Annotated in this window: 24 protein-coding genes and 1 pseudogene; 9 read left to right on the forward strand and 16 right to left on the reverse strand. The window is 62.8% G+C overall.

Annotated features, from left to right (window positions below):
• From JYA52_RS09245 to JYA52_RS09260, 4 genes and pseudogenes are all read right to left on the reverse strand, one after another.
• Window positions 1-620 (reverse strand): ABC transporter permease (locus JYA52_RS09245; protein ID WP_205652893.1); only part of this gene is annotated, 620 nt, incomplete at its 3' end.
• Window position 621: 1 nt separating this feature from the next.
• Window positions 622-2289: a TIGR04028 family ABC transporter substrate-binding protein gene (locus JYA52_RS09250; protein ID WP_205652894.1), complete on the reverse strand. Its 1668-nt coding sequence runs from the start codon at window positions 2287-2289 to the stop codon at window positions 622-624.
• Window positions 2290-2658: 369 nt separating this feature from the next.
• The gene (locus JYA52_RS09255; protein ID WP_205652895.1) at window positions 2659-3600 is read right to left on the reverse strand and encodes a threonine/serine dehydratase; all 942 of its coding nucleotides are present in this window, start codon (window positions 3598-3600) and stop codon (window positions 2659-2661) included.
• 68 nt (window positions 3601-3668) lie between these two features.
• A pseudogene (locus tag JYA52_RS09260) lies at window positions 3669-5857 on the reverse strand (amylo-alpha-1,6-glucosidase).
• A 211-nt stretch (window positions 5858-6068) separates the two neighbouring features.
• Here JYA52_RS09260 and JYA52_RS22930 point away from each other — a divergent pair.
• On the forward strand, window positions 6069-6839 hold the full coding sequence (locus JYA52_RS22930; protein WP_205652896.1) for an NAD(P)-binding domain-containing protein: 771 nt from the start codon (window positions 6069-6071) through the stop codon (window positions 6837-6839).
• 140 nt (window positions 6840-6979) lie between these two features.
• Here the strand turns inward: JYA52_RS22930 and JYA52_RS09270 are convergent, their stop codons facing one another.
• Entirely contained in the window at window positions 6980-7594 is a 615-nt protein-coding gene (locus JYA52_RS09270; protein WP_205652897.1) for a dihydrofolate reductase family protein, read from the reverse strand.
• A gap of 226 nt (window positions 7595-7820) precedes the next feature.
• Complete coding sequence (locus JYA52_RS09275; RefSeq protein ID WP_205652898.1) at window positions 7821-9116, reverse strand: dicarboxylate/amino acid:cation symporter; 1296 nt, start codon at window positions 9114-9116, stop codon at window positions 7821-7823.
• Between the two features lie 139 nt (window positions 9117-9255).
• Here JYA52_RS09275 and cuyB point away from each other — a divergent pair, with 139 nt between their 5' ends.
• The 4 genes from cuyB to JYA52_RS09295 are packed head-to-tail and all read left to right on the forward strand — an operon-like array spanning window position 9256 to window position 11578.
• Window positions 9256-10137 carry a cysteate racemase gene (gene cuyB, locus JYA52_RS09280; protein ID WP_205652899.1) on the forward strand — a complete coding sequence of 294 codons (882 nt, stop codon included), beginning with the start codon at window positions 9256-9258 and terminating at the stop codon, window positions 10135-10137.
• A gap of 59 nt (window positions 10138-10196) precedes the next feature.
• Window positions 10197-10838: a GntR family transcriptional regulator gene (locus JYA52_RS09285; protein ID WP_205652900.1), complete on the forward strand. Its 642-nt coding sequence runs from the start codon at window positions 10197-10199 to the stop codon at window positions 10836-10838.
• 17 nt (window positions 10839-10855) lie between these two features.
• Complete coding sequence (locus tag JYA52_RS09290) at window positions 10856-11377, forward strand: hypothetical protein (RefSeq protein WP_205652901.1); 522 nt, start codon at window positions 10856-10858, stop codon at window positions 11375-11377.
• 36 nt (window positions 11378-11413) lie between these two features.
• Window positions 11414-11578, forward strand: a complete 165-nt coding sequence (locus JYA52_RS09295) for a hypothetical protein (RefSeq protein WP_205652902.1) — start codon at window positions 11414-11416, stop codon at window positions 11576-11578.
• A 13-nt stretch (window positions 11579-11591) separates the two neighbouring features.
• Here JYA52_RS09295 and JYA52_RS09300 read toward each other — a convergent pair whose 3' ends face one another.
• Complete coding sequence (locus JYA52_RS09300; protein WP_240460154.1) at window positions 11592-11978, reverse strand: carboxypeptidase-like regulatory domain-containing protein; 387 nt, start codon at window positions 11976-11978, stop codon at window positions 11592-11594.
• 535 nt (window positions 11979-12513) lie between these two features.
• Between JYA52_RS09300 and JYA52_RS09305 the strand changes: the two genes are divergently transcribed.
• The gene (locus JYA52_RS09305) at window positions 12514-13851 is read left to right on the forward strand and encodes an MFS transporter (protein ID WP_205652904.1); all 1338 of its coding nucleotides are present in this window, start codon (window positions 12514-12516) and stop codon (window positions 13849-13851) included.
• An 83-nt stretch (window positions 13852-13934) separates the two neighbouring features.
• On the opposite strand, the gene JYA52_RS09310 is transcribed toward JYA52_RS09305, so the two are convergent.
• Together JYA52_RS09310 and JYA52_RS09315 are read right to left on the reverse strand one after the other, a co-directional pair.
• Window positions 13935-14672 (reverse strand): cache domain-containing protein, encoded by a 738-nt coding sequence (locus JYA52_RS09310; RefSeq protein ID WP_205652905.1) that lies wholly within the window; start codon window positions 14670-14672, stop codon window positions 13935-13937.
• Entirely contained in the window at window positions 14665-15441 is a 777-nt protein-coding gene (locus tag JYA52_RS09315) for a FadR/GntR family transcriptional regulator (RefSeq protein ID WP_205652906.1), read from the reverse strand. Before JYA52_RS09315 ends, JYA52_RS09310 begins: the two co-directional genes overlap by 8 nt.
• A gap of 370 nt (window positions 15442-15811) precedes the next feature.
• On the opposite strand from JYA52_RS09315, the gene JYA52_RS09320 reads away from it, so the two are divergent.
• Genes JYA52_RS09320 through JYA52_RS09330 form a run of 3 tightly spaced genes read left to right on the forward strand, consistent with a single transcriptional unit; the run spans window position 15812 to window position 19631 of the window.
• Window positions 15812-17197: a protoporphyrinogen/coproporphyrinogen oxidase gene (locus JYA52_RS09320; protein WP_205652907.1), complete on the forward strand. Its 1386-nt coding sequence runs from the start codon at window positions 15812-15814 to the stop codon at window positions 17195-17197.
• Between the two features lie 42 nt (window positions 17198-17239).
• Window positions 17240-18133 carry a 4-hydroxy-tetrahydrodipicolinate synthase gene (gene dapA, locus JYA52_RS09325; RefSeq protein WP_205652908.1) on the forward strand — a complete coding sequence of 298 codons (894 nt, stop codon included), beginning with the start codon at window positions 17240-17242 and terminating at the stop codon, window positions 18131-18133.
• Between the two features lie 4 nt (window positions 18134-18137).
• On the forward strand, window positions 18138-19631 hold the full coding sequence (locus JYA52_RS09330; protein WP_205652909.1) for an aldehyde dehydrogenase family protein: 1494 nt from the start codon (window positions 18138-18140) through the stop codon (window positions 19629-19631).
• A gap of 102 nt (window positions 19632-19733) precedes the next feature.
• Here the strand turns inward: JYA52_RS09330 and JYA52_RS09335 are convergent, their stop codons facing one another.
• The 7 genes from JYA52_RS09335 to JYA52_RS09365 all read right to left on the reverse strand — a co-directional run bounded on the left by JYA52_RS09335 (window position 19734) and on the right by JYA52_RS09365 (window position 26594).
• Window positions 19734-21215 carry a DUF6297 family protein gene (locus JYA52_RS09335; protein ID WP_205652910.1) on the reverse strand — a complete coding sequence of 494 codons (1482 nt, stop codon included), beginning with the start codon at window positions 21213-21215 and terminating at the stop codon, window positions 19734-19736.
• 110 nt (window positions 21216-21325) lie between these two features.
• On the reverse strand, window positions 21326-22027 hold the full coding sequence (locus tag JYA52_RS09340; RefSeq protein ID WP_205652911.1) for an ABC transporter ATP-binding protein: 702 nt from the start codon (window positions 22025-22027) through the stop codon (window positions 21326-21328).
• 4 nt (window positions 22028-22031) lie between these two features.
• Window positions 22032-22574 (reverse strand): T3SS effector HopA1 family protein, encoded by a 543-nt coding sequence (locus tag JYA52_RS22935; protein ID WP_205652912.1) that lies wholly within the window; start codon window positions 22572-22574, stop codon window positions 22032-22034.
• A gap of 358 nt (window positions 22575-22932) precedes the next feature.
• Window positions 22933-24018 carry a phosphotransferase gene (locus JYA52_RS09350; RefSeq protein ID WP_307869344.1) on the reverse strand — a complete coding sequence of 362 codons (1086 nt, stop codon included), beginning with the start codon at window positions 24016-24018 and terminating at the stop codon, window positions 22933-22935.
• Window positions 24008-24964 carry a hypothetical protein gene (locus JYA52_RS09355; protein ID WP_205652914.1) on the reverse strand — a complete coding sequence of 319 codons (957 nt, stop codon included), beginning with the start codon at window positions 24962-24964 and terminating at the stop codon, window positions 24008-24010. Before JYA52_RS09355 ends, JYA52_RS09350 begins: the two co-directional genes overlap by 11 nt.
• Window positions 24957-25487: a flavoprotein gene (locus JYA52_RS09360; protein WP_205652915.1), complete on the reverse strand. Its 531-nt coding sequence runs from the start codon at window positions 25485-25487 to the stop codon at window positions 24957-24959. The genes JYA52_RS09355 and JYA52_RS09360 overlap by 8 nt, the downstream gene beginning before the upstream one ends.
• Before the next feature lie 3 nt (window positions 25488-25490).
• Window positions 25491-26594 carry a peptidase M16 family protein gene (locus JYA52_RS09365; RefSeq protein WP_205652916.1) on the reverse strand — a complete coding sequence of 368 codons (1104 nt, stop codon included), beginning with the start codon at window positions 26592-26594 and terminating at the stop codon, window positions 25491-25493.
• Between the last annotated feature and the right edge of the window lie 260 nt (window positions 26595-26854).

Consider the following 26854-nt stretch of genomic DNA (forward strand, 5'->3'; position numbering starts at 1 on the left):
AACGGCTGCGTGCGGACGTCGTCGATGCTGCGGATCAGCACCTGCGCCAGCGGAGCCGAGATCGGGATGGCCAGTGTGGCCACCGGCAGGACCAGCCCCAGTGCCTCGGGCGGGTTGATGACCGGGATGAGCTTCAGCTGGAAGGAGAAGACCTGGATCAGCACGATGCCGAGCCAGAAGACCGGCACCGAGATGAAGAGCGAGGGCAGCGACTGGATCGCGTTCCGCAGCCAGCTGAAGGGTGCCAGGCTGGAGAGGAACGCGATGGCCACCGCCAGGACCACGGCTGCGAAGAATCCCAGTCCGGCCAGGGCGAGCGTGGCCGGGACGTTGGCGGCCAGCTGCTCCACAACGGGAACACCCGCCTGCACCGAATAGCCGAGGTTTCCGGTCAGGAAGCCGCCCAGGGAGTGCACGTACTGCAGGATCAGCGGCGTGTCCGCGCCGTAGGATGCGCGGATATCCTCGATCTCCGCGGGGCTTAGCCCCATGTCAGGATTTTGGTACTTGATCAGGAGGGCGTCGCCCGGCAGTGCCTGGAGCAGCACAAAGGCGATGGTGAAGGCAGCCCACAGCACCAGTACGGCCTGCCCTATCCGGCTCAGAAGGTAGCGCTGCATGTCAGTGCTTTGCGAGCCAGACGCCGTACAGGCTTGGGCGGCCTACAGCTTCGAACGCCAGTCCCTGCAGGTACGGGGCGGCCGCGAAGACCTGGGGCTCTTCGAAGATCGGAATCACGAGGGCCTGGTCGATCAGGTGGTTCTGGATGTCCGCGACGTCCTTGAGCCGCTGCTCCGGATCGGTGCGGGCGGTTTCTGTTTCCAGGAGCGTGTTGAGCTTTTCATCCACAAAGCTCTTGACCTTCTGGCTGCTGCCGCCCTTCTGCAGCAGCGCATCACGGTTCTTGGGATAGAACTGGCTCTTGATGACGTCCGGATCGGCCCGTCCCACCATCGCCACGGCCACCGGGGTTTTCTCCGGGTCGAGGTTGTCCACCGTCTTGCTGCCGGAATCGCCGGCCAGGACGTTGAGCTTCACGCCTACCTTTTCCCACTGCTGGGCGACGAGCTGCAGCACCGCCTTGTTCTGGGGCTGCGGCAGGGATTCGTAAATGGTCAGCGACAGCGTGGCGCCGTCCTTGCTGCGGATTCCGTCAGCGCCGACCCTCCACCCGGCCTCGTCCAGCAGCTCCTTGGCCTTCTCGGGGTCGTGGCCGAGCTTGGCGGAGAGGTCAACGTAGCCGGTTGCTTCCTTGGCGAGAACCGAGGTGGCCGCCGGGTAGTTTTCCGAGAAGATGGTCTCCACGACCTCCTTCGTGTCGGTGGCCTTCAAGAGTGCCTGCCGGACCCGGACATCAGACACCAGGGCGTTGTCGGGGCGGAACACGACGCTGTCGTTGACGCCGCGGGTGCCGGGAGCGAAGAGCTTGTAATCCTTCGCAGCGACCTGCTTCTCGTCGTAGGCCTGCACCTGCCGGATCAGGTCACCCTGCCCGGCCAGCAGCGAGCCGGTGCGCACGCTGTCCTCCGGGGTCACCACGATCTTGACGGTGTCGAGGTAAGCGCGGCCCTGGTGCTTTGCCGTCTTCGGCCCCCAGTTGTAGTCTGCCCGGGCCTTCAGGACAACTTCCTTGCCCAGCACTTCGCTGGCGACGGTGAACGGACCGCTGCCAATGATGTTCTTGGCGTTCCCCAAATCGTCGAACTTCCGGTCCAGCGTGCTGACGGACACGATGCCCGAGCCGATGGTGGCCGTGCCCTGGAGGAAGCCCGGGGAGGACTTCTTGAAGTGGAACTTCACAGTTAGCGGGTCGATGACCTCGCTGTGGTCGTAGTTGTTGATCACCTCGGACACGGGCTGGTTCAGCGCCTTGTTGCCGAGGCCGTACGTGTCGAAGTTACGGGCGACGGCGGCTGCGTCCACCGGCGTTCCATCGGAAAATGTGACCCCGCTGCGGAGCTTGAAGGTATATTCCGTCAGCTGGGGGTTACTGGTCCAGGATTCCGCCAGCCACGGCTCGATTTTCAGCGTTTCCGGGTCCTGGTAGGTCAGCTTGTCCGTGATCTGGTTCAGGATCCCGCCGTTGGGGTAGAACCCGCCGGCCGGGGGATACAGGTTGGTGTGTGCCTGCTGTTCCAGGTACACCAAGGTGCCGCCGGTAACAGGCGTACCCGTGGCGTCAGCGGCCGTCGTGGCGTTCGTGCCTCCGCTGCAGCCGGCCAGGACGCTGGCGAGTGTCAGTGCGGCGATCCCGGCCGTGACGGCCCGGACGGTTTTGGGAAGAGCCAAGGTGGTTCCTTCTTTCAGATGCGGGTCGCGAAGCTCAACCAGGGAGCGGCGTGTGGAAGTCTTGGCTTCACCATAGGAGCGCGCGGGGTCGGGTGCGAAGCCGCCTGACATCGGCGGTCACCGCAGTTCGCACGGCGCAAAGTGCAGTCATTTTCCGCAATGCTGCGCGGGCCTTCGAACGGGCAGCGCGGAGATCAGGCTGTGACGGAGGCGGACCACGCCGACCATGAAGCGACGTGCAGGGACAAGCCGATTCCGATTCCGTGGGCGGCCGCCCGCAGTACTTCAGCAGGAAGATAGGGCACAAAGCTGTGCGAGGTGGGCGGGCAGTGACCGGCGTGGGCCCGTTACGCCCTCGCGGTGCGGTGCCTAGGGGGTTGGGTCGCCGAGGGTGCAGGGGTCGGTGTTCGCCCCACAGATAATCACGGCTACACGTTCGTCTTTCTGGGGCACATAGGCGCCGGAGGTGAGAGCGGCGAGGGCCGTCGCGGCCCCGTATTCGGCGGGGATGCGGTACTCGCTCCATAACTGTGCCCGGGCGGCGATGATGGCGTCATCGTTGACCAGCACGGACACAGGCGGTTCCTGCGAAGCCATGCTGAAGGCGATGTCGCCCAGGCGGCGTGCTCCCAGGGAGTCTGCGGCGACACCGGAAACGGTGACGTCGACCGGCCGGCCTGCCGCCAGCGCCGCATGCAAGGTAGGGATAGTGACGGGTTCCACCGCCACGATCCTCGCCCTGCCCGCTGCCGCCGCAGCCAAGCCCGCGTACAGGCCGCCCCCGCCGACGGCGACGACGATGGTGTCGATGCCGGGTTCGTCCTGGAGGATTTCCTCGGCGATGGTGCCGGCTCCGGCGGCGATTTCGGGCTGGTCGTAGGCGTGGCAAAACAGTGCACCGCTTTGGGCAACGTACTCCTGTGCTGCCTCGTAGGCATCGATGTACTCGGCGCCGGCTTGCCGGACCGTCGCCTTGTACGCAAGGAGCCGCTCGACCTTCACGCGCGGGGCGTTCTCGGGTACAAACACCGTAGCGGGGACACCCAGAGCGGCGGCGGCGTATGCGTTGGCCAGTCCGGCGTTTCCGCCGGACGCGGCGACGACGCCGACGGCGGGGTCGAGCTCTCCGCGCTCCAGGGCGGCGAGCTGACGGTTGAAAGCTCCACGGGCTTTGAAGACCCCTGTGTGTTGCAGGAATTCGCACTTGAGCCACAGCGGAGCAGAGGAGCTGCCGCCGCGGAGCAGGGGCGTGCGCCGGACATGTTTGCTGATTCGCCTCTCGGCGGCGAGTACGTCATCTCGTGTGATCATCGGTTGTATCCTGCCACGTGTTGGTCGAGTTGGTAGCTCTTGGGCGTTTGGCAGGATAGAGGAAAAAGTCAGCCCAAGGGCGGCAGGTCCGTCTGGCGCCGCTTTTCCGTTCGGCGGCGGGCAGCCTCCTCGACCAGTTCTGACATCCACGGACGGTGCCCCCGGTGGAACACCATTCCTTCGGGCAGTCCCTGGACGGACGGGGCGGAATTGTCAATGTCGATGGTGATGCGGCCACCGCCCAGCGGGGCGTTGGTGATGTGCAGGTCCCCGAAGGACTCCGGAAGGACGGGATCCATCCACACACCGCCGGCGGAAACGACGGGGTCATACCGCATCAGGCTCGTCACCAGCTGGATCGGCGCCGTCGCTGCCCATGCCTGCGGCGAGCACGCCGTCGGATAGGGGACGGGGGCGGTGATCTGTTCCCGGCTGAATCCGCAAAACAGCTCCGGGAGACGACCGTCGGAATGCTCGGCTGCGTCCAGCATGCCGGTGGCGATCCGTTGCGCCTCGGCCACGAAGCCATAGCGGAGCAGGCCAGCTGCGACGATTGCATTGTCATGGGGCCACACCGATCCGTTGTGGTAGCTGGCCGGGTTGTAGGCGCCCATGTCGCTGCCTAGTGTACGGACACCCCAACCGCTGAACATTTCCGGGGACATCAGCCGCTCGGCCACCTGTGGGGCTTTGTCCTCGTCAATGAGGCCTTGCAACAGGCAGTGCCCCATGTTCGACGCGCATGCGTCGACCTGCCGCTTCTTGCCATCAAGGGCGATGGCGTAGTACCCGCGCTCGGGTATCCAAAATTGCTCGTTGAACCGTCTCTTCAGCTGCGCGGCGCGGTCGGCGAGTTCGTTTCCCAGAGCTGTGTCCCCGGCGTCGTACGCCAGCCACGCGCGCGACAGATAGGCGACGTAGACGTAGGCCTGGACCTCGCAGAGTGCGATCGGAGGCTCGGCCAGCGTGCCGTCAGCGAAGTTGATCCCGTCCCAGGAATCTTTCCAACCCTGGTTGATTAGCCCCTGGTCATTGAGGCGCTCGTACTCGACGAACCCGTCCCCGTCCTTGTCCCCGTAATTCATGATCCATTCCAGGGCAGGGTCTGCATGGGCAGCAGGGCAGCTATGGTCTCGGCGGCGAATCCCCAGCGGCTGACCGCTCCAAGTACCATCAGGAACAGGGGTGTGGCATCGACGCTGCCGTAGTAGTTTGACTTGCCGCCCAGCGATAACCCGCTGGAAACGTCGAGCCTGACCTCGTGGAGGATCTTGCCCGGTTCCTCCTCCGACAGCGGGTCCACCGCCTTCCCTTGGCGGTCTGCCAGGGTCTGCAGCGTGCCCAGGGCCAGGGAAGGATCCACCGGCAGCGCCATCGCTGAAGCCCACAGCGAGTCCCTGCCGAACAGCGTCATGAACCAGGGTGCGCCGGCTGCCACCACCACACGGTCCGGATGGTTAGGGTCCTCGATCCGGAGGGCGCCCAGATCGTCGTAACTGCGACGCAGAGTCCGTTGAATCGACCGGTTGCCCATCTGCAGCACCGGAATCTTCGCCACCCACTCCCGCCGGCGCCGGTCCCGGGGGGACAATCCGTCCCCGTCAGGATGGACAAAAGCCGCCGGGGAAATGGCTCCCTCGGTGCTGGGCACCACGGTCAGGACGGTGCTCCAGTGGCCGTGCGGCGGGACGGATACGCGGTACGTCAGGGCCCCGGGCCCAACGTCTGCACCAGGTGCCTGGATGGCGACGCCCTTCCGGACGTCCTGCCAGGCCGCCCGGATGGTCAGCGCGCTGCCATCGGTCTCGCGGATTTCGTCCCAGTGCCGCTGGATCCGCGCCTCTTTCACCTCGAAAAGATCGGCGAAATCCGCCTCAATCTTCAGGGAGATCACGCATTCGGAGGGCTTAGGGGAGTAGTTGCGGACGGTGACCTGCTCCTGAAATCCCGCCCCCACTTCGCGCAGCCGCTCGACGATCAACGGGCTGTCCGCATACCCGTCCGAGCGGGAAACCCGCCCGACAAACAGGGCACGGTAGGGCTCCTTCGTCTCCGCAGTCAGCGGCTCAAGGGGCTGGCCGTTAATCATGAGGCTCCAGCCGGAAAGGATCCGGGCGTCCTGGACGAAAAGGCCATGCGGATGTTCGGCATGGATGTCCCCGTTGGGCAGTGAAATACAGAAGGACGATCCCTCGACCAAAGTGACAGTCCCGGCCCCGAGCGGACCGGCCGCCGTATCAGCATTCCAACCAGCCATCGCGGACCCCTCAAGCTGCCGTTGTCCCTGGAGCGCGCCCGCTGTCAGCGCCACTTCTCCACACGACGCTACCCTTGCTTGCGCCCCCAAACCAGAGCCCTGCTTCGCGTTTCAGCGGCAACGGTCCTGCTGGAATAAGTGTCACGCCGCTGGCTGAACGGCGCTCCCGAACAGGATGTCGCCGGCGCCGGTCGTGGGGTAGGGTCGTCCGGTGACTTCTTACGGCATCCTTGGAGTTGGTTCAATCGCGACGGCGATCGTCACTGGGCTTTGTGACGGGGTGGTCGACCCGCCAGAGATCGTGCTTTCCCCAAGGAATGCCGAACGTGCGGCAGAGCTCGCGGCCCGGTTGCCATCGGTGCGGGTGGCCAGGGACAACCAGCAGGTCGTGGACGACAGTGAGGTGGTGGTCGTCTGCCTGCTGCCCATCCACGCCGCAGAGGTGCTAGGTGGGCTGCAGTTCCGCGCCAACCACGCCGTGGTCAGCGCGATAGCCGGACTCCCTCTCGCGCAGCTGGCCGGACTGGTCGCGCCCGCGACGGACATCGCACGAAGCATCCCGCTCAGCGCCGTGGCGACCCGCGGAAGCGTGACACCCGTGTTCCCGGCGACGCCGGCGGCAACGGGGGTGTACGACCGGCTTGGCGGGAGCCTGGAGATCGCCAACGAGGTGGCATATGAATCGGTGTCCGCGGCATCCGCCACGGTCGCGGCGTACTTTCGCTACCTCGGAACGATCGCAGACTGGCTGTCCGGCCGCGGCATTCCGACAGCAGCGGCGCGCCGCTACGTCGCCGACACCTTCGCGGCCCTGTCCGGCGAACTCGACTCGCCTGGCGCTGACTTCACTGCCCTCGCCCAGGCACACACTACGCCCGGAGGGCTCAACGAGCAGTTCGCGCGCGACCTTGACGCCGCAGGAACGTACGACGCTGTGCAGGCCGGCCTCGACGCGCTGCTTGCGAGGATCGCTGAGAAGTAGCAATCGATAGTCCGGCGGACCCAGTGGCGCGCTTCCTTGGCTTCACATGTGAACTGAGCCAGTAACGCCGGCCGCCGCGTAGCCCCGCCTGACAGCAGGAGGAGAGCTGTCCAGTTAGGGGGATGCTGAACGATGGATCGCTACCCCTGGCTGATGTCGACGCCGGTGATCGGCGCGCCCGCGCGCTCGTACATGAGGGAGACCGCACCTTTCGGGAACGACTGCGGCGGCTGCGCGAGCCGGAACGCCGCCGGCACGCCAGTGCCGTCGGCAAACAGCCGCTTGCCCGATCCGAAGGTGAGCGGGTAGAGGAAGAGGTTCAGCCGGTCGACGAGGTCGGCGTCGAGCAGCGATCGCGCGAGGTCGCCGCTGCCGATGACGTGGATGTCGTTGAACCGGTTCTTCAGCGCGGCCACCTCAGCGACATCCGATAGCGCCGTGGTGCCCTCCCACGCGGGGTCGGTCAGGGAGCGCGACACGACGAACTTCGGCAGGGCGTTGAACGTCACCGCGATCGGGTCGTCGTCGCCCCGGGTGGGCCAGAACGCCGCGAAGATGTCGTAGGTTTTGCGTCCGAGCAGCAGTGCGTCCATGCGGTTGATGCCGGCGCCGATCGCCTCGCCGGTCTCGTCGTCGAAATACGCACCCTGCCAGCCGCCGAACTCGAAGCCGCCCTCGCGGTCCTCGTCGGGGCCACCCGGCGCCTGGTACACGCCGTCGAGGGTGATGAACAGGTCGACCGAGAGGATTCCCATGGCGTGCTCCTTCGCGTGAACGGCGGCCGGATGCCGCCTTTACCTGGGCGTCGATGGGGATGGCCCGGAATCGACATCTGCGTGCCACATTATCGACCAACGCACGGCAGGTCGAGAGATGGGCGCCGGAAGGAATCAGATAGAGGGGGAGGGAACGCTCGGCTGGGATTCCCAGCCGAGCGTTTTGCCTGCTGGACCACGCAGCATGATGCAGCCCTTTGCTCCGCTATCGGACGGATGTCAGTTCTGCTTCTTCCAGGACCACAGTGGCCTCCCCGCCTTGGTTGTCGACGCCTTGGTTCTCGGCACGGGATGCCTTGTCGTGGCGGCGCCCGAGGACGGCGGTTGCGATGGCGTTGCCGAGGATATTCGTCGCTGTCCGGCCCATGTCGAGGAGTTGGTCAATGACGAGCAGTACGGCGATTCCGGCGGCCGGGATACCGAACGCAGGTACGACGGCAGCCACGACGACGAGCGAACCGCGGGGGACGCCCGCCATGCCTTTGCTGCTCAACAGCAGCATGGCTGTCATCGCGATTTGCTGACCGAGGTCCATGTTGACGCCGTAGGCGTTCAGCAGGAACACCGAGGCGAACGTCATGTACATCATGGAACCGTCAACGTTGAAGGAGTAGCCGAGCGGAAGGACGAATCCGGTGGTCCGCTTGTCGACGCCAAACGTGGTCAGCCCTTCAATGAGTTTCGGGAGTGCGGCTTCGCTGCTCGAGGTGGCGAAGGCAATGACCATGGGTTCCCGGACGGCGCGCACCAGGCCGAATGCCGCCTTACCGAGGAACAGTGTGGCGACGGCGATCATAATCACCCACAGCCCGGAGAGGGATACGTAGAAGCCGCCGATGAACGAGGCGTAAGTTGCGAAGGCGTCGAATCCTTCGGCGGTGAAGGCTGCGGCAATAGCTGCAAAGACGCCGATGGGCGCGGCAAGCATGACGTACCCGGTGACCTTGAGCATGACTTCCATCAGTTCATCGACGGCATTCGCGATCGAGGAATGCCCCTTCTTGCGCATGTTCAGGAGCGCAATGCCGAACAGTGCCCCGAAGACGAGGATCTGTAACGGGTTGTTGCTCGTCAGTGCGGCGAAGACGCTGGTAGGGATGATGTTGGTGATGAATGACGGATAGTCAATGGGTTTGGATTCGATTCCAGCTTCACCCGTGGGCGCCAGGTGCAGACCCGCGCCGACGTTGAGGAGGTGTGCCGTTATGAAGCCGAAGGCTCCTACCAGGGCGGAAGCAGCAATGAACCAGAGCAGTGAACGGGCAAAGAGCTTCCCGACTCCTGCTGATTTGGCTGCTCCGGCGATGCCGGAGACCAATGTGGCGAAGATCAGCGGTGCGATGATCATTTTGATCAGGTTCAGGAACATGTGTGTCACGGTGTCCAGGATGGTGACGAGTCCGTCACGCGTACCTTCGCGGAGGAGCCAGTGAGACAGCAGTCCGCCCGCGATGCCAGCCACGAGTGCGGCAAGAATCCATAACGTTGTCTTGTTTTTCATGATGAGTCCTAACGGTCAAACGTTCAGGGCTGATGCTGGCCAAGTTGGATTGAGAGTGTGGGCTGCATCTCACTGCGTCCAGTGTGCAATATATCGCATACTGACGTCAAGGGCGCGTGGATTCCCTTCCCCGCCTTTTATGAACTCCACGACTGGGATGTTTTACCTGATACGCAGTGTGCAATATATTGGAGGCATGGACACATTCCCGGTAGGAACGATTCCGACGACGACTCTGTTCGACGAGACAAGGCACGCGCCTCCGCCCATGGTGCCCATACCCGCCGTCGGCGGTGTTGGGGTAAAGGGAGCCCCGGCTGCGCGCGGTGTAGTAGGGATTCTCGGAGGCATGGGTCCTGAAGCAACGGCCGATTTCTATCTCAAGCTGGTGCACGCGACCCCTGCTTCGCGAGATCAGGAACACTTGAGGGTGTTGATCTGGTCAGACCCCACGATTCCCGACAGGACAGAGGCGCTTCTTACGCAAGGCGCAGATCCAACACCGGCCTTGATTGCCGGCGCCAAGCTGCTCAAAAGTTCGGGGGCTGAGATGCTGGCGGTCCCATGCAACACTGCCCACGCCTTCCTTGCGGCCGTTCAGAGCCAGGTTGACGTTCCGATCATCCACATGATCGAGGAGACGGCCAAGTATGTCCGGCAGCTTGCGCCACCTGTCCAAAAGGTGGGGCTGCTGTCGACGACCGGTACCCAGAAGGCCGGCCTGTACCAGTCCTGGCTCGAAGCGAACGGTGTCGCTGTCATTACACCCGCAGATGACTGCCAGGAGGATCTTGTCATGGGCTCCATTCGGGCCATCAAAGCGGGCAAGTCCAGCTCGGAGGTCCGGCCGCAGCTCACGCGCGCTGCACTGGGGCTTATCGAGGCCGGTGCCCAGGCCATCATCGGGGGCTGCACAGAAGTTCCTGTTGGACTTTCAAGCGCTGACATTCCGGTGCCGTTCATCGACCCCGCTGAGATTTTGGCGGCCGCGGTGGTCCGGCGCGTTCTATTGGGGCAGTGACGCAGAGTACAGTATCCAATATGCCACTAGTTCGCGCCAGCACTGTTGAACGACCCAAGATGAGCGACGCAGCTTACGAACGCCTTCGGGATGCCATCGTCCGGGGCGAGCTTGCACCGGGTGAGAAGATCAGAGACGCAGAGCTCGCTGAAATGCTCGGACTCAGCAGAACCCCGGTGCGCGAAGCCATCACGCGGCTAGTTGACAGCGGACTCATAGAGTCCAAGCCCGGCGTATACACGCGGGTTTCGACACTCAACCAACACGACGTGGCAGCCAATCTGGCTGTCCTGAAGGCGCTCGATACCGTGGCGATGGCCGCCGCCGTCCCGCAACTTACCGAACGCGACTTCCACACAATGCGGCAGGCAAACCGCAACTTCGCTGCGGCAGTGAAAAAACAGGACGTCTCCAAAGCCTTGGCGGCCGACGACGCCTTCCATGGCGTGGTCATCGACGCCGCGGGAAATCCTGTCATCAAGCGCATCATCGAGCAGCTCCACCCGCAACTCCACAGAATCCTTTACCGAAAGTTCTCAGGACTCTTGGGCGGCGAGGAAACCATCAAGCACCACGACGAACTGATCAGCGTCTGCGAACAACGCGACGCCGAAGCAGCCGCCGCGATGTCAGGCGAACACTGGTCGCGCCTCGGAGACCTTATCAGCGGCCTCTTCGACTCCAACGAGCTCGACAGGTAGGGCACGTTCGGCACCCTATGGCTGCCATACTCCCTGCTCGTCAGGCGGTCGCGGCGGCGGCAAATGTGGAGTGGGTGGACGGGTTCCCGTCCAAGGATGTCGGTGATGTCGGTGCCTGTTTCCTCGAGGAATCCATGGCGTGCGGCGGAATGGATGGAGAGCAGCATAGGGGACTGGAAGGGCAGCAGCGGTGCAGAGTCCAGGGCCGGCCGCAGTGTGCTGAGCTTGCCCGGCCGGTATTCCGCCCCCACCGTGTCAGCCAGGTCCTGCGCCGTGATGACGGTGTTCCCCACGAGGTTGTAGGTCTTGCCTTGGTGCTTTTCGGGGTTCCAGGCGATGATGGCCGCCGCTTCTGCCAGATTATCCCGGGCGACCGCGGCGACGCCGCCCTGCCCGAATGGTGCCGAGACGACACCTTCGCGGGGGGCCAGGAGCTGGCCGATCAGTTCCGCGTAGAGACCGTTCCGCAGAATCGTCCACTGCGCCGTTCCGCTGCGGAGGCGGCGTTCTGTCCAGCGGTGGGCCAGCGCGAATCCTAGGTGGTCGCCGGCATCGGTGAGGCTTGTGTACACGATGTGTCGGACCCCATCGCGTTCGGCCGCCGTGATGGCGTTCTCATGGCGGGTGACAACCACGTCGTCTTCTTCAGTTCCGGCGGACACCAGGACCAGCACAAAGACTCCATCGGCGCATCACGGACGCTGTACGATCTGCAGAACCCTGACCAGCAGATCCGCTGAAACAAAGCGGGGCTCAGCGAATTCCGCTATCAACTATCAGCGTGATGTGGACGGGATTGCCGGAGACGACCACGGCCTCGGAAGCCGTCGAGGCGTAACCGCCGACATTGGTCGCCCGAATGACGTAACGGCCCTCGGGCAGCGTCAGGCTGAAAGCCCCTGCCGTGTCCGTGAGCGTCGAGCTGCGGACGCTGTCTCCCTGCAGGGCAACGACCGCCGCCCCTGATACGGGGCGCGGCGGACACTCCTGGCCAACACGTTCGACCGGACACACCGGTGCCGTCAGGACGTAACCCGCGACCAGCCCTGAATGGCCTGTCACCCGCCCGGATTCGTTCGTGCACCCGCCGAGCAGGACCAAAGCAGCGGAGAGCAACACCAGTCCGAAGCGCGTCAGCATCACTCATCACCCGATCCCGAACACCATGAAGCGGGTCCTGCGTTCTCAACGGAAGAGCGGCCTCCAGTGCTTCAACGCTTGTTTACCACACAGAGTATCCACGCTTCGCGAGCCGGAATATAGAGCGATGGACACCCGTCTCCGGAGGCAATAAAAGGTCCGTCACCCATGCCTGGCGGTTCTTTGCCAGAAAAGGTATTGCATTTATCATACAATGATGTATCTTTAGTGGTGTAGGTCACGTTGTTGAGCAGCGTGGCAAGGGAGGGTGGCAAGGATGCGCGGTGCGAGACCCCTGTGTGGTCCGTTGCCATCACGCCGCCTCCCTAGAGCAAGGACAATCTCATAGTCGTATTGGGCGGGCCATGGCGCGCTGATGGCATCCGGCGGACTTGAATCTGCACAACATGCCCATCGCTTCGAGCACGCCCAGTGCCTTCATTGACCGGGAGGTCAACATGCAGCAGCGCCAACTTCTCAGCGCCGCGAACAAGGCGGAATCCATGTCATGCACCCCAGCCGTCAGGAGTGAACAGTGTCAGCGATAGATAATGCAACTGCCCATCGGGGCGATGCCTCGGCGGCAGGCAAACGCCGCTTCCTGATCAGAATGGTCACCGTCCTGATCGGCGGGATGGTCCTGGACGGTTACGTCCTTGGCATCATCGGACCGGTGTCGGGGAGGATGGCCGAGGACCTCCAGCTCACGGCGTTTTGGCAGGGGCTGATCGCCGCGGCCGCCCTGATCGGCATCCTGATCGGCTCACCGATCGGCGGCTGGGCCGCCGACAAGTGGGGCCGTAAGCCGATTTTCATGTTCGACATCGGCCTGTTCGCGATCGCGTCCGGAATGCAGTTTTTCGTCGACTCACCGGCACTGCTCATTGTGGTGCGGCTGCTGATGGGCATCGCGATCGGCACCGAGTACGCGGTCGGTTGGCCCCTGATGGCTGAGTTCTCACCCACCCATCTGCGGGGAAAGCTGATGGCCGCAATGGGGATCGCCTGGTACGGCGGCTTCATGATCGCGTTCCTGGTCGGCCACCTGCTCAATGAGTACACCGATCTGAGCTGGCACTTCATCCTGGGTACGAGTACGTTCATCGCAGTGGCCATATTCCTCGCCCGGCTAGGCATGCCGGAGTCACCACGCTGGCTGTGGAGCGTGGGCCGCAAGGACGAGGCCCGAGCCCTCGCCAAGAGGTACATGCCCGACGACGCGCTTGACGACGTCCAGCACGAGGACGTTCGCAAGGGCAGCTTCGGGATGCTGTTCTCCAAGGAGTACTGGCGCTCCACACTCTTCATTTCAGGGTTCTGGTTCTGCGCCGTGACACCGTACTTCGCGATCGCCACCTTCGCCGACAGCGTGTTGAATCAGTACGGCCTCGCCGGAGGGCTCGCCGGCGGAGTCGGGCTCTCCGCCGTCGCCCTGGCTGGGGTCGTCATCACGTTCCTGCTGATCGAAAAGGTCGGCCGACGCCTACTGACCGTCCCGACCCAGTGGCTGTGCGCCGTCGTCCTCGCGGTCATCGGCCTGTGGTCCGGCGCGCCGGCGCCCGTCGTGCTCATCCTCTTCCTGGTCTTCTCGTTTTTCAACGCGGGGTACAACACGTTGACGAACGTCTACCCGGGCGAGGTCCTTCCGACCGAGATCCGCGGGATCGGAACCGGTTTCGCGGCAGCTGTCAGCCGCGTCGGGGCAGGCATCGGCATCTTCCTCCTCCCGATGTCGATGGAGAGCCTCGGCGCCGGCCCCACCATGCTGATCGCCGCCGCAGTCGCCCTCGCCGGCGCCGGACTATCCCAGTGGCTCGCTCCGGAAACAAAGGGAAAGACCCTCACCGAGGCAGCGGCAGGCTACGCGCACTAAGGCTGACTCTCGACATAGCGAACCAGGCTCGTGGCCCTGTTGGACGAAATGATCGTTCAGCAGGGCCACGAGCCCTTCATGCTTTATTGGCGCAGGCTGATGAGCTTCCAGGGCAGGCGAGTCGGATTGCCTGGTGAGACATCCAAAGATTCCTCCACGCGGCGCATGTCATCGTCCAGAATCAGGGTGCCCGAAGCAATGCGGGCGTCATTGGAGGCGATGACCCGGCCGTTCGGCCCGAGCAGCACCACCGAAGGGTCGCGTAACTGGAGCGCCCGGAGAAAAACGCCCTCGAGCTTCGCCAGGGTGAGGTCACCGCCAAGAATATGGGTACCGTGCGGTGTAGGCGCGGGAACGCAAAGCGTAATGATGTTGACGTTGATGCCGCCGAAGTCAACGTACGGGCCCACTGCGACGGGCTTACCGCTTGCGGAGGGGGCTGTGAACCATTCCCGGCTTGTGTAGTCGTAGTAATTTAGCGAGTCCGGGTTGAGGTCGTGCGTGACGAAGCGCGGCTCACCCGAAGAACCTGCGGGTTGCGCCCGCCACCATTCGAGCCAGTGCGGCGCTTCGGCGAGGCTCCCGGGAGCGTAAGCGATTCCGGCTCCGACGATCACGCCGGAGTGTTGGGAGATGAAGTCTGCCAGGTCCTGTTTCAGGAAATGGAATGCACTGCGCCGCGGAACGCCGCGGGCGTTAAATGCCGCAGCAGTGACTGCGCCGGCGATCTTCTCCAGATCCTCGAAAACGCTGCCGATACTGAACGAGATGGCCTCCGCCGTCCGCTCAAGGGTTGCCCGCACCGTTTCCACGTCACGCATCTTCGCCAGCCTGCATCGTCAATTTCAAATGCTGCTCTATCAAGTATTCAGTCTCGCTTCTACTGTGGAGTTCAGCTGCCTCTGCGGCGGCGTCGGGGTCGCGCTCCTTGATCGCGTCGACGATCGCCATATGCTGCTGCGCCAATATGCTCTGGCTGCTGGATTTTTCTGCGTGGCCCCACCACAGAGTCATCAACTCTGCCTCAAGTTGAAGGGCTGCCGATGTCAACCGGCTGGACTGCGAGGCAATGCTGACCGCCACATGAAAACGGCTGTCCATCCGGCGCCGCGCCCGTTCATCAGCGGTGTCCGCGTGGCGTTTGGCCAGATCCATCAGATGGGCAACGTTCTGGGGATCTGCACGGCTGGCGGCGAGCCGGGCGGACATCGACGCGATAGCGGCCCGTAGGTCACCAAGGTCCCTGAGGGATTCCGTGCTGGTGTCCCGAAGTTTGTGCCGCAGCTGAGTGTCGGTGAGTTCGATCTGGCGGCGGATGACACTTCCGCCACTGCGGCCTCGACTGGTCTCGATTAAGCCCTTTGTCCGGAGGGCGGCGAGGGACTGGCGCAGGGTTATCGGCGAGATACCAAGTTCTCCTGCAAGTACAGACTCTGTCGGCAGCCTGTCGCCTTCGGCCAGAATCCCCATCAAAATCGCGGTTTCTATTTGATACGAAACCTGGTCGGCGCGGCCCAGTCCTTCGGGCTCGCTTCCGCGCAACAGCAAGAGCAGATCCAAAGCGCGCGTGGAGATTGCCGTGTTCTGCATTCCCGGTTCCCTCCTGCTGGTATGGGAGCGAGCTAACGAGCGCACTTTCCCTATTACGTTGAATCTTTACACATTCAATGTTTATTGGTAAAGGCTCGGCCAAGCAGCCGCGACACGCCTGTTCACTGATTTGAGAGCCTGCCATGCGGACCGCAGGTAACAGTGGCTTCTCTGCTAAAAAAGCTATTCCATTAATCCTACAATGATGTATGCTTTAGATTGTGATCAGGGGCACACTTCTGATGCTGGCGGACAAGGCAGCTGGCTCCACGAAGCCGCCTCAACAGACTCGCCGTCACCCCAGGCTCGATGCCGTCTGCTGATGGCAGCCCTGGCACCCTTAGACCCCTCGAGAATGAAAGTTTTCACTATGAAAGATGTAGTCATCGTCGGCGCTGGACTCGCCGGTCTTTCGGCCGGGTGGCGCCTGCGTCACTGGGATACGCTCCTGCTGGAGGCGGACGGGCGTGCCGGCGGGCGGATTCGCTCGGAGCGCCGGGGCGCCTACTGGTTGAACTGGGGAGGACACGTCTTCGCCGGGGCCGGATCGTCCACGGATTCCTTGCTCAACGAGGTCGGCGTTACGGCTGTTCAGATCCCCGGATCCCTCCAGGCATTGTCCATGAACGGCAAGTTCATTCGCAGCGGACACATCGCCACGTACCCATTCCGCATCCCCATGTCCCTCTCGTCGCGCATCGACACGCTGCGGGCCGGCATGAAGGTGGTAAGCGGCGTCGCCAAGTACACGGGCGTCGTGAGGAAGCGCGCCGGGGAATCCGGTGCCATGCGGCAGCAGCGCATCTATGACTTCGAGAACGACAGTTCGTTCCTTGACTTCATTGGAAACCTGTCAGAGGACGCAGCCGCACTGTTCAAGACCACTGTCACACGATCAGCCGGTGACATGGACGAAATCTCCGCCGGCGCGGGAATCGGGTACTTCAGCCTGGTGCTGGGTATCGGCCAGGGGCTCAACCGGGGCATCGTCGGTGGCCCGTCCACACTGACCGAGTCGATCGCGGCCTCACTGGGCAACCGCATCCAGCTCGGAGCCACCGTGCAGGAGGTGGTGCACAGGAAGAACTCCGTCGTCGTCAGGTACAGCCAAGACGGGGTCGACCGTGAAGTGGAGGCCCGCGCCGTCGTTCTTGCGACCACCGCTGATGTGTCGCACAAAATTGGCGTGGACCTTCCCGCGGATCTGCGCGGTGCACTCGGCCAAGTCAAGTACGGCCCGCACGTCAGCACGGCCTTCCTGACCAACGAGACATCAGCCCGGCCCTGGGACGACATCTATGCCATCGCGGCGCCGAAGCGCTCGTTCGCGATCGCGCTGAACCAAGCGAGCATCGTCCGTGGTTCCGAGTCCGTGCGGAAGCCCGGCGGCAGCTTCATGACGTTCTCGCCGGCCGGCCTGGGGCGCGCGCTGCTGGACAAGAGCGACGAGGAAGTCACTCAGACCCACCTTGCCGATCTGGACCAGGTTCTCGGCCACGGATTCGCAGACAGCGTCGTCGAGGCCAGGACGGAACGGTGGAAGAATGCTTCCCCCTACTGCTTCCCCGGAAGGGCCAAACTCCAGTCGACGCTCATGCGGGGGACGGACCGCGTGTTCCTGGCGGGAGACTTCCTCGGAACCCTCTACACCGAAAGCTCAATCACCACCGGCTTCTCGGCGGCCCAGGAAGCCGCCAGCCTGCTGGCCACGGAGCGGCAGGCACCGCCGCACGCCGGCTTCTCGATCGTCGCCTGAACCAATACTTCCCACAACCGTACAGAAAAAGAGGAATCACTCATGGCCAAAGAACTCAGCGGTGTCCTGACGGCACTGTCCACCCCCTTCAACCAGGACGAAACCATCGACGTGGCTACCCTGCGGCTGATCGTTGACCGCTCCATCGACGCCGGCGTCGACGGCGTCGTCGCCGCAGGATCAACCGGCGAAGTCGGCGCCTTGTCCTCCGAGGAACGCCTGCTCCTTATCAACACGGTTATCGAGCAGGCAAACGGGCGCGTTCCGGTCATCGCCAACACCGGCGCAACCTCAACGGCCGAGGCCATCCGGCTCTCCCAGGCGGCCGAGAAGGCCGGCGCCGACGTGCTCATGCTGATCACGCCCTACTACGAGCCGCTGTCCCTGGAGGAAACGGTCACGTACATCAAGGACGTCGCCCGGTCCGTCAACATTCCGGTCATGCTCTACAACATCCCGGCCGTCACCGGCGTCAACCTGGACCCGGCAACGGTCCGCGCGCTGGCCGAGGACGTGGAGAACATCAAGTACATCAAGGACTCCAGCGCGAACTGGGAACAGGCACTCCAGCTGATCCACCACCACAGCGATGTCATCGGCACCTTCATCGGATGGGATGTCTACCTCTACAGCGCCCTCGCCGAAGGCGCAGCAGGCGTCATGGCCGGAACCGCCAACGTCGTCCCCAACGAAATCGTCGCCGTCAGCCGACTGATCGCCGACGGCGACCTCACCGGAGCCCGCGAACTCTGGAACTCCGTGTACCCCGTCATCGATGCGCTCCTGTCCGTGCCGTTCATCCCCGCCGTCAAGGCCGGCCTGACCTTCCAGGGCCTTCCCGCCGGCTCGCCCCGGCGACCCACGGCCGACCTCAACGCCGAGGACCTCGCGCGGGTCCAGCACGCCATCTCCGCCCTCAACGTGAAAGTGGGATAAGACCATGACCACGACTGAAACAGCATCATTTACCGTCCGCAGAGCCGAAGGCGCGCTCACCCCTTCCCTGCCTCCTTTCGGCCAGTTCATCGGCGGGGCGTTCGTCGCGTCGAGCTCCACTTCGACCGTCGATGTGGAGAACCCGGCCACCGAGAAAATCCTCATGCAGGTCCCCTCCGGTTCGGTCGAGGACGTCGACGCCGCCGTCGCGGCCGCGGTAGCGGCCAAGGCCGGCTGGGCAGCGAAAACCCCCAACGAACGTTCCTCGGTCCTGCTTCGCATCGCAGACATCATCGAGGCCAACCGCGAACTGCTCGAGACCCTCGAGGCTGCCAACACCGGCAAACCGGCCGCGGTGGCCGAAGACGATATCTCCAGTGCGATTGACACCTTCAGGTTTTCAGCAGGCGCGGCCCGCACCTTCACCGCACCCGGCGCGGGCGACTACGCAGAGAACCACACCTCCGTGATCCTCCACGAGCCTGTGGGAGTCGTGGGCGTGATCACGCCGTGGAACTACCCGCTGCTGATGGCCGCCTGGAAGATCGCCCCGGTCCTGGGCGCCGGCAACACCCTCGTGCTCAAACCCTCGGAGCAGACGCCGCTGACCACGCTCAAGCTGGCTGAGCTCATCGCCGACGAGGTTCCGGCCGGTGTCCTGAACATCGTCACGGGCCCCGGGCGCGTCGTGGGAAACCGGATCTCGGAACACCCCGACGTCGACCTCGTCGCCATCACCGGAAGCGTTGGCAGCGGCCAGAAGGTCGCCGCCAGCGCAGCCTCAACCGTCAAACGCGTGCACCTGGAACTCGGCGGCAAAGCGCCCGTCGTCATCTTTGACGACGCCGATTTGGAGGCAGCCGCCAAGGGCGTCCGCTCCGCCGGGTTCTGGAACGGTGGGCAGGAATGCGGCTCGGCGTGCCGTGTCCTGGTCCATGAATCGGTCGCAGAGAAGTTCACTGAACTGCTGGTGCGTGAAGTGAGCGACATCTCGGTCGGCGCCCCCGGTGCCGGCGACGACGTCGAAATCGGTTCCATGATCTCGGGGTCCCACTACAAGAGGGTGCTGGCTGCACTTGACGACATCCGCAAGGAGGGCCTGACCATCGCCGTCGGCGGCAACGCCCTGGAGGGACCGGGCTACTTCATCGAACCCACTGTCGTGACCGACGTGCCCGCCGGTGCCGCGGTCATTAGTACGGAGATCTTCGGCCCGGTCGTGTCGGTGGAGACCTTCAGCACCGAGGAAGAGGCCGTCACACGGGCCAACGAAACCGTCTACGGCCTTGCCGCCTCGGTGTGGACCACCAACGCGGCCCGCTCCCTCTCCGTTCCGCGCCGGCTTGACTTCGGCACGGTCTGGGTCAACTCGCACCTCGTTATCGCCAACGAAATGCCCTGGGGCGGATTCAAGGGCTCCGGCTACGGCCGGGACCTCTCCACCTACGCCCTCGAGGACTTCTCCCGCACCAAACACGTCATGTACAACCACGGCTGAGGCTGCTTCATACTTCTGGCCCCAAAAGATCATGCACCCCGGATTTCCGGGGTGCATGATCTTTTGTCCATCGGCTACTCGTCCCGGCCAGAGTGGAATGCCTCATCCGAGGTCTTCGAACCTCACCCGGCGCCTCGGCAAGCTCGTAGCCCACAGAACCGCGGCAACCCCTGCGGCCAGTTGAACAGCTACGAGAATGGCCGACGCCTGACCTGCGTACAGCGCGCCAGCGAGAGGTGCGGCGCCGAGGATGAAGGCATCGGGGCCACGGATCAGACCAGCCAGGGCGGTTGCCTGAACTGATCGGGGCGAGGACAGGTCTTGTTCGGGGCGGAATGCCCATCTCACGCTTGCCCCGGCCATCCCCGCGATGGCGACTCCTATCTGCAGGGCGAGCAGCGGTCCGAGAGGATCGAAAAAGGCAAGTGTAAGGAAAGTGCCCGCCCCCCAAACTGCCAAGTAACCTGCCGGGATGAGCAGATGAAGCCTCCGGGCTTTCTGTGCACTTAGCGGAAAACACGACTCGAGGGCAGGCTGGTCGGCAAAGGGTATGGCGGCCGTGGCCGCGAGCCGGCACGCGATGCCAGCACAGACCACGACGGAAAGGGACAATGCTGCGTTGCGGGAGATTCCCTCAACGCTTAGCGCCGCCGCCGGGATCAGGCAGAGGGCTATTGTCTTGCCGGCAAGGCCCGGCGTCCGGAGAAACGCTGTTCCAATTGCCGAAAGGAAGGCTCCAGTGATCCCGGGGAGCCTTAGCAAAGGCTTGCGGGAGGATCCACTGCTACCAGAACGCAGGGCCAGCCCAGCCGACCTGAAATCCATGAAATACAGCGATGCCGCGAAGTAGCCGGAGGCGTTTCCTGCCTCTTTGAGCTCCTCAGCCCGGAAGAGGTGAAGCCGCCGACCTATCCACGACAACCACAGTGCCACGGCCACAAACGCCGGCGCTGCGATCTGCCAGGGTGCATCTCCGGTTAGCGCCAGCACCGGCCAGAAAGTTGGCAGGAACTGAAGCGTCTTGGTGAACGGATCAATGTTCCCTCCCGAGGCATAAACCAGCGCGGAAATCAGAATTGCGAGTGGCGCGGCCACAATGAGCGCGAGGCAAACCTTGAGGGTCCGCGCCCGGAGTCGCTGAAGCTGTACAGTTGCCGCGACGCAAAAGCATGATGCCCCGAGCAGGCCCGACATCACCAAGGCCGTCAGCAATGACATCCAGTTATCAGATTCAGCGACGGCAAGGGGCATAAAGCCGACTAGTGCAACAATCACCGCCACCGTAAACAGCCTGAAATACCGGCTGCGCAACATGCTGCGCTGGTCCAACGGCAACCCCAGCCACCAGAAGCCCTGGGGCCCGGTGACAGACATGGGTCCCATGCGGACGAGCAGAGTCACACCCAATGCAGCCACAGCAACCATCGAAACCGACAATGCGTCGTTAAGGGGCACCAGGCCTGCCGCATCATCCAGGCTGCCGGGCTCTCGCTGGGTAAGAGCTTCCCGCACGACACCCAAAAGGGCCACTCCGTACATGGCAAATACGAACACCCAGAGAGAGGCTATGTAGATATCGCCCATTACCTCCCGCATCCGCCCCCCGCGGTCGGGGTGGGAACGCAGCCGCGTAAACCGCGACGGGCTGAAGGGCTTTTCTACCCGGGCAGCAGCCCGCGCCGATGTTGTCACAGTCACGCGATCTGCCCAGCCTGGAAAACTTCGGCGGGCACCATGCTCGCGCGAGCACCCGCAACGAGGTAGTAGTCCGCAGCATCTTTGACCAGTTCGAGATCGTGGGTCACCACCAATGCACTCGCCGCACCGCCTGCTACGGTCCGGCGCAGGCGGTCCGCGAGTTTGCTCCGCATTTCAGCGTCCAACCGCTGCTCTGGTTCATCCAGGACGAGGAGTTCGAATGGCCTGATGAACGCCGCAGCAAGTAGGACACGGCGCCGCTGCCCGGACGAAAGTTCGTGCGGCTGCGACCGGGCATGCTTCTCGAGCCCAAAAAACGACAGCTCATATTCCACGTTTGCCGCCACGTCCGGCATGCCGTGACCCCTCGCGATCAGCTCCAGATGCTCGGCGACGGTCAGCGAAGGAAAGAACGCGTCCTCATCGAATACGGCGGAAACAGCAGAACGGTACGCTGCCGTCCTGTCGTCCACCGCCGCCCCCCTCAGCCGCACGGTCCCGGCGAGGGGAGCCTGACGGCAAAGTATCGTCCTTGCGATGGTTGATTTCCCGGAGCCATTCGGACCGACTATCGCAATCGTCTGCCCCAACCCGAGCTGAAACGTGATGTCATCACAGATGCTTGCCCTGCCGTAGCCGGCGGACATGTTGTTGCAGCTCAGCAGCACTTGACTTGTCTCTGACACGATGTTCTCCACTCCTTCAGAGCACCAGTCCGGCATTCCGATAAATAGTCAAGGGGTCGATCCCCGACACAGTTAGCATTTCAGCGATGACGGCTTTCGCTGCACTTGACGGCATATCCTTCGTATCGACGAGTGCGTTGGCCAGAACATGGCTTCGATGTTGACCAAAACTCATCCCGCGGAAAATTCCAGCGGATCGAGGCTCTTGCCCGACCGACACTCCCGCGGCAATTCGGCACGTGATTGCGGATGTCTCGGGATTCACGGCTGCGGACTCGACCAATGATTCAAACACAGAGCGCAGTTCGTCGTTCCATGATTCCAGATAAACGACCAAGGCATCCCGTCGGGAGAACATCGCCTCGGTTGCAGCAACTTTCGCGTGGAAATTCATAATCCCTGCACGGGGAAGGGAGCCAACGAGATTCTTCCAAATAGCTAGCGCTGAATCCATGTCTTTCGCATTGACGTACACCCTCCACGCGACCGACGGATCATCGAAGGGCAAGTGGCTGTAGTAAATGTAGCCGGGAGAAATGTAGGGCCTGAGCTTAGGCACGTGGATCCAGTGCCTTCCGCCAGGCAGACAATGCTCCCGGAGGCGGAACCGCACCCGTATTCCCTGAAGAGAAGTCAAACCGCAGTCTGCATTACCAAGGCACGGAACCTCTCGGGCGGCCAGAGGGTCCTCCGTAACAGCACGAAGTCTTGCGTAGAAGCCGTCATCGTGAAGATCTTCCTTGGATAAGCTCGGTGCAAGCGTCGGCCCGTCACCGTGCCATGCCCGGTAAATATAACTGCGTAAGCTATGCCGCAATTCGCGGGCTGACGCATTGGCGTGGGACTCGCCGCGGGCTGTAAACATTCTGCAGTCGTCACTAATCTGTATCTCGCGTCGGATCTGGAGAACTACAGGATCAAGCATTTTGTACCCTTGCCTGGAAGTCAAAACCGAACGCGTTGGCAGCAGCAGGCAACTGTTGGGCAATCTCCAACGCGATGGCTACGATTCCGCGGTCGATTCCTGTCAGTTGAGTGCTTATCGCACTCCGGGAGCCAACCCGCTCCAAGAGGTGCCGAAACATATAGTGCGCGACCCGCCGTCCGAGCAGCTTTAGATGCCCCAGCTCGGCCACCCGGCGTGAACTCGTGAACTCCGTCAAGTATCCGTCGACGACAAGCCCGATGGCCCGACTTGCGCGCCGCCCGGCCGAAATCATCAGCGCACCTACCGCTTCGTCGGGTGCAAGGTCAGACTCGTCCAAGTTGTCCAAAACGCCGTAAACCGTCTCGGACAAAATGTCTCCGAAGAACATCCCCAAGTCACGGGCGCGGTCTCCCGAGCGCATCTCCTCCCAATCGAGCAACATCACCCGGTCGTGCACGCACAAGGCCTGGTCCAGGCGCAGGTCGTAGTGAATGAGAACCGGTTCGGCCGGGACCTCATGGGCATCGAGATCCACCCTTCCGTCGGCTGCAGCCTTCTGCAGGATCCGCCACAATTCGACCTCAGCTGCACTCAGCGACCAGAATGCCTCGAAGCTGAATTCCTTCAAGATGTCCATTCCCGTCCGCGGTACCTCCCGAGGCGTGGCAGGCAGACCTTCGGTGCCGCCCGAATGAAGTTTGCCGAGCACGCTACCGAAATCTGCCCACAGCAGATCCGAGTCCTGACCCGACTTGAGTACCAGGGGGAGTGGTTCTCCGCCGGAAAACTCATAAACTGCCAGCCTTTGCGCCGGGTCGATGCCGATCAGACCTGGGGTGGGGAGCGGTATGCGGCTGAGCCTTCCCTGGGCATCCTCCAGAATGGACATACGTCCCGCCGATCCTTCCCCGTCCCTCAGCCGCTTAATGAAGTAGCGTTGGCAGCTCGAATCCTGGACAACTATGTTGAGGTTCCTGCCCTTGAGCGGGGTAGGTGTCGTCACCAGCGTGAGCGGCCTACCAAGTATTCGTTCGGCGGCTCTCATTGATGCTTGAGTTCCTCCGCTATCCGGCATGGTACTGCCCTCCAAGGTTGCTCGACCCGCTGAGGACGAAACTCAGGACTGACCCGCCTTCACCCAAGATCTCGGGGCCGATGAGATCCAATGCTTTCGTGGCGTGAACCTGATCAAGGTCTGGGTGCAGGCGATACTCGACGTAGTGGTAGATGATTCGCAATTGAGCGGCGATCTTCAATGACTTTTCCGTCGCCTGGTCGTCGGGCGACACGGTTTGGGACGCAGCACGTTCGTATCCCTGGCGCACCAGGCGGGCCGCCTCCGCAGCGTCGCGAGCGGAAAATGGCGTCAGCGGTGATAGCGCAAACTCGATGAAGTCGCCGATGAGCCAACCCACGTCAAAGCCCCGTGGTGCAGCAACTGATGTCGGGTCCCGAAGTACCACAGGTCCGGTCGGCGAAAGCGTAATGTTGGCGACAGAAAATTCGCCATGGCTGGAGCCGGACGCCGTCTCCTGTAGGTACCAGACCTCCAGGTCCTTAAGCCATTCAGCCCCAAGAGTCGCCACCAGCTCCGCACGAATCCGAACGCTCCCTTCAACAACGTCAAATGACGATTTCCAGCCCAACAGAAATGCCACTACGGCCGGCACCGGGTTCTGGACAAGCGCCTGCTGGGTCTGTTCAAACTGAAACGCCCCCTCCCCAAGATCGCTGAGGAGTTGGGGGAGTGAAGGATCTGCGCCGTCAAGGGTCGTCTGGAACAACGGGTGTATGGACGTTGAGGCTTCGAGAGTATGAAACCACTTTCCCTCGTGGCACCGCCCTGCGCTGAAAACCAATTTCCCCACACGTTCGAATTCCGGCGGCGCTTGCCAGGACTGGGGGCTGAGGTCCTTGTGCTCGCGGACCCATACATGCCTGTCCTCGAGAGAATAGATTTCGGTCGAACGCCTGTGGTTGGCGTTCCTGTGGAGAAGGACGGGACGGATCGGCTCAGCCAATGAGCGCCTCCGCAAGATCGACAGCAGCCGAGAACGGCCCGCATGCACTGTTTTCGGTGCCCCCGGTACCGTTGCTAAATGCCGGCGCAAAGGGAAGGACATGGGTTCGTTCCATCTGCGCCAAACGGTTGAGCCAAACGTTGGGTTCGATGCCTGGGGGAAACGACGGGGCGAAGACAATCGGCGCTGAAGTGCAGTGAAGTGCCAGCAAAGAAGGAGATTCGGCGAAACCCGCGGCGAATTTGTTTACGTAACTGAAAGTCGCCGGATGAACCACAGCCGCGTCGGCCCACGTTCCGAGGTCAACATGCGGTGAACTGCCGTCGGGGAAATCGGACCAAACGTCAACGTTGACCCGGGATTGGATCAGGGTCTTGATGGCAAGGGGCTGCACAAACCGACAGGCAGACTCCGTCAGCACAACGTGCGGCTCTATGTGAGGCTTAGCCACTCGGAGCCAATTGAGGTGAAAGGGCGCAAACATGGCGCTGGCCGCGCCGGTGACCACGACTAGAAGTTTCATTTTTTATCTGTGTCCTGTGCCGGAGAAGATCGTTAAGTGTTGAGTGGCCAAGGGCGCGTCATTGAGATCGGCCAAAATATCGCGGGGCCGAAAGTCGTTTATTTCTTGAACGCGTTCGCCGATGAGCGCTGGCTCTGTAACGCTGGCTAGCAGATTGGCTATCAGGTCCACGAGGACGCCGGGATTGGAAGCTCCCAGCCTTAGCCAGCGGGAGAACCCGGAGTAGATGGAATACACGCTGTCTGACGATAGGGGTTCCGTTGCCCGTTGGATGCCGTCGAGAGCGTCCATCTCGTTTTCCGACGGGATGGAGAACGATAAAAGATTTAGGCCCCCTCCGCGCCCATGGAGAGGAACGTTGATCAGGGAATAGGTGATCGGGCGCCGCATGACAATTTCTTCGTACAGCAGTGAGCCCGCACCGCCGGCAGCGAACTGGTGAATTGCCAGGGTCGCCAGGGAAGCGCCGAGGGCGCGGGCGGGCACAGGCAGCGAAAAAAGTACGGTACTCCGGTCCCCTGGAATGTGGATCCGCTGGGCTGAACGCACCCCAGCATGGACGGGGGCGTAGGCAGCGACTTTCCGTTCGACCTCAAGGTCAAGCTGATCCAGCACGGTGGACAGCCATGGCCCGTCGGCACCCTGGATGACAAGAGTCAGCTGAGCCAGGAAGGGCTCGGCATTCGCAGCCGGTACGGACTCCTGTGAGGGACTCTCCTTCCACCGGGGAGACTTCGTCCACGCAATTGGAAAGTGCAGGTGCAGCGGATTGGGCTGTTCCTTGTCCAGGTGGTCATCAGCAGGCGCGTTCGCGGCTTCCCTGATCGCCATCCGTACTCCGTCGGCGATGCCGGACAAGACAACAAGCAGGTCCCGATCCGCGGTCCTTGCGGCGACCACCATAGAGTCAGTCCTGGCGATCACCTGAATTGTCGCCGGCAAACCGCGGAGGTTCGTTCTGACGCTGTTCAGCAGACGTTCGGCTGGAGGGCCATCCACCGACGTTCGTACCAGGAATCGCAGGTCGTATACATTCAGCGCCGAAGGAGTTGGAATGATGACCGGGCCGGTTGGCGATAGAGAAATAGGAACGCCGATCGGTTTCATGCTGACATTCCTGATTCTGATTGCTGTTGGTCTAGCGACTCCATGAGTAGGCTCGCACCTCTGCAGAGGTGTGCTGGGCCTAGGTTTTCGAAGGCGGCACGAAGCGCTCTGCTTCCAGTGCCCGGACCGCAGAGGGCTGTCAGTCGTCCAAGCGTCGACGTACGACCTTGCTGCCCGGAAAATTCGTGATGCATGGCAAACCGGAGGTGCCTTCTGGCCTCGCAAACCTCGTCTTCCGTAGCGGTGAGTAGTCGCGAGAC

Source organism: Arthrobacter pascens, assembly GCF_017052465.1.
GTDB classification, from domain to species: Bacteria; Actinomycetota; Actinomycetes; order Actinomycetales; family Micrococcaceae; genus Arthrobacter; species Arthrobacter pascens.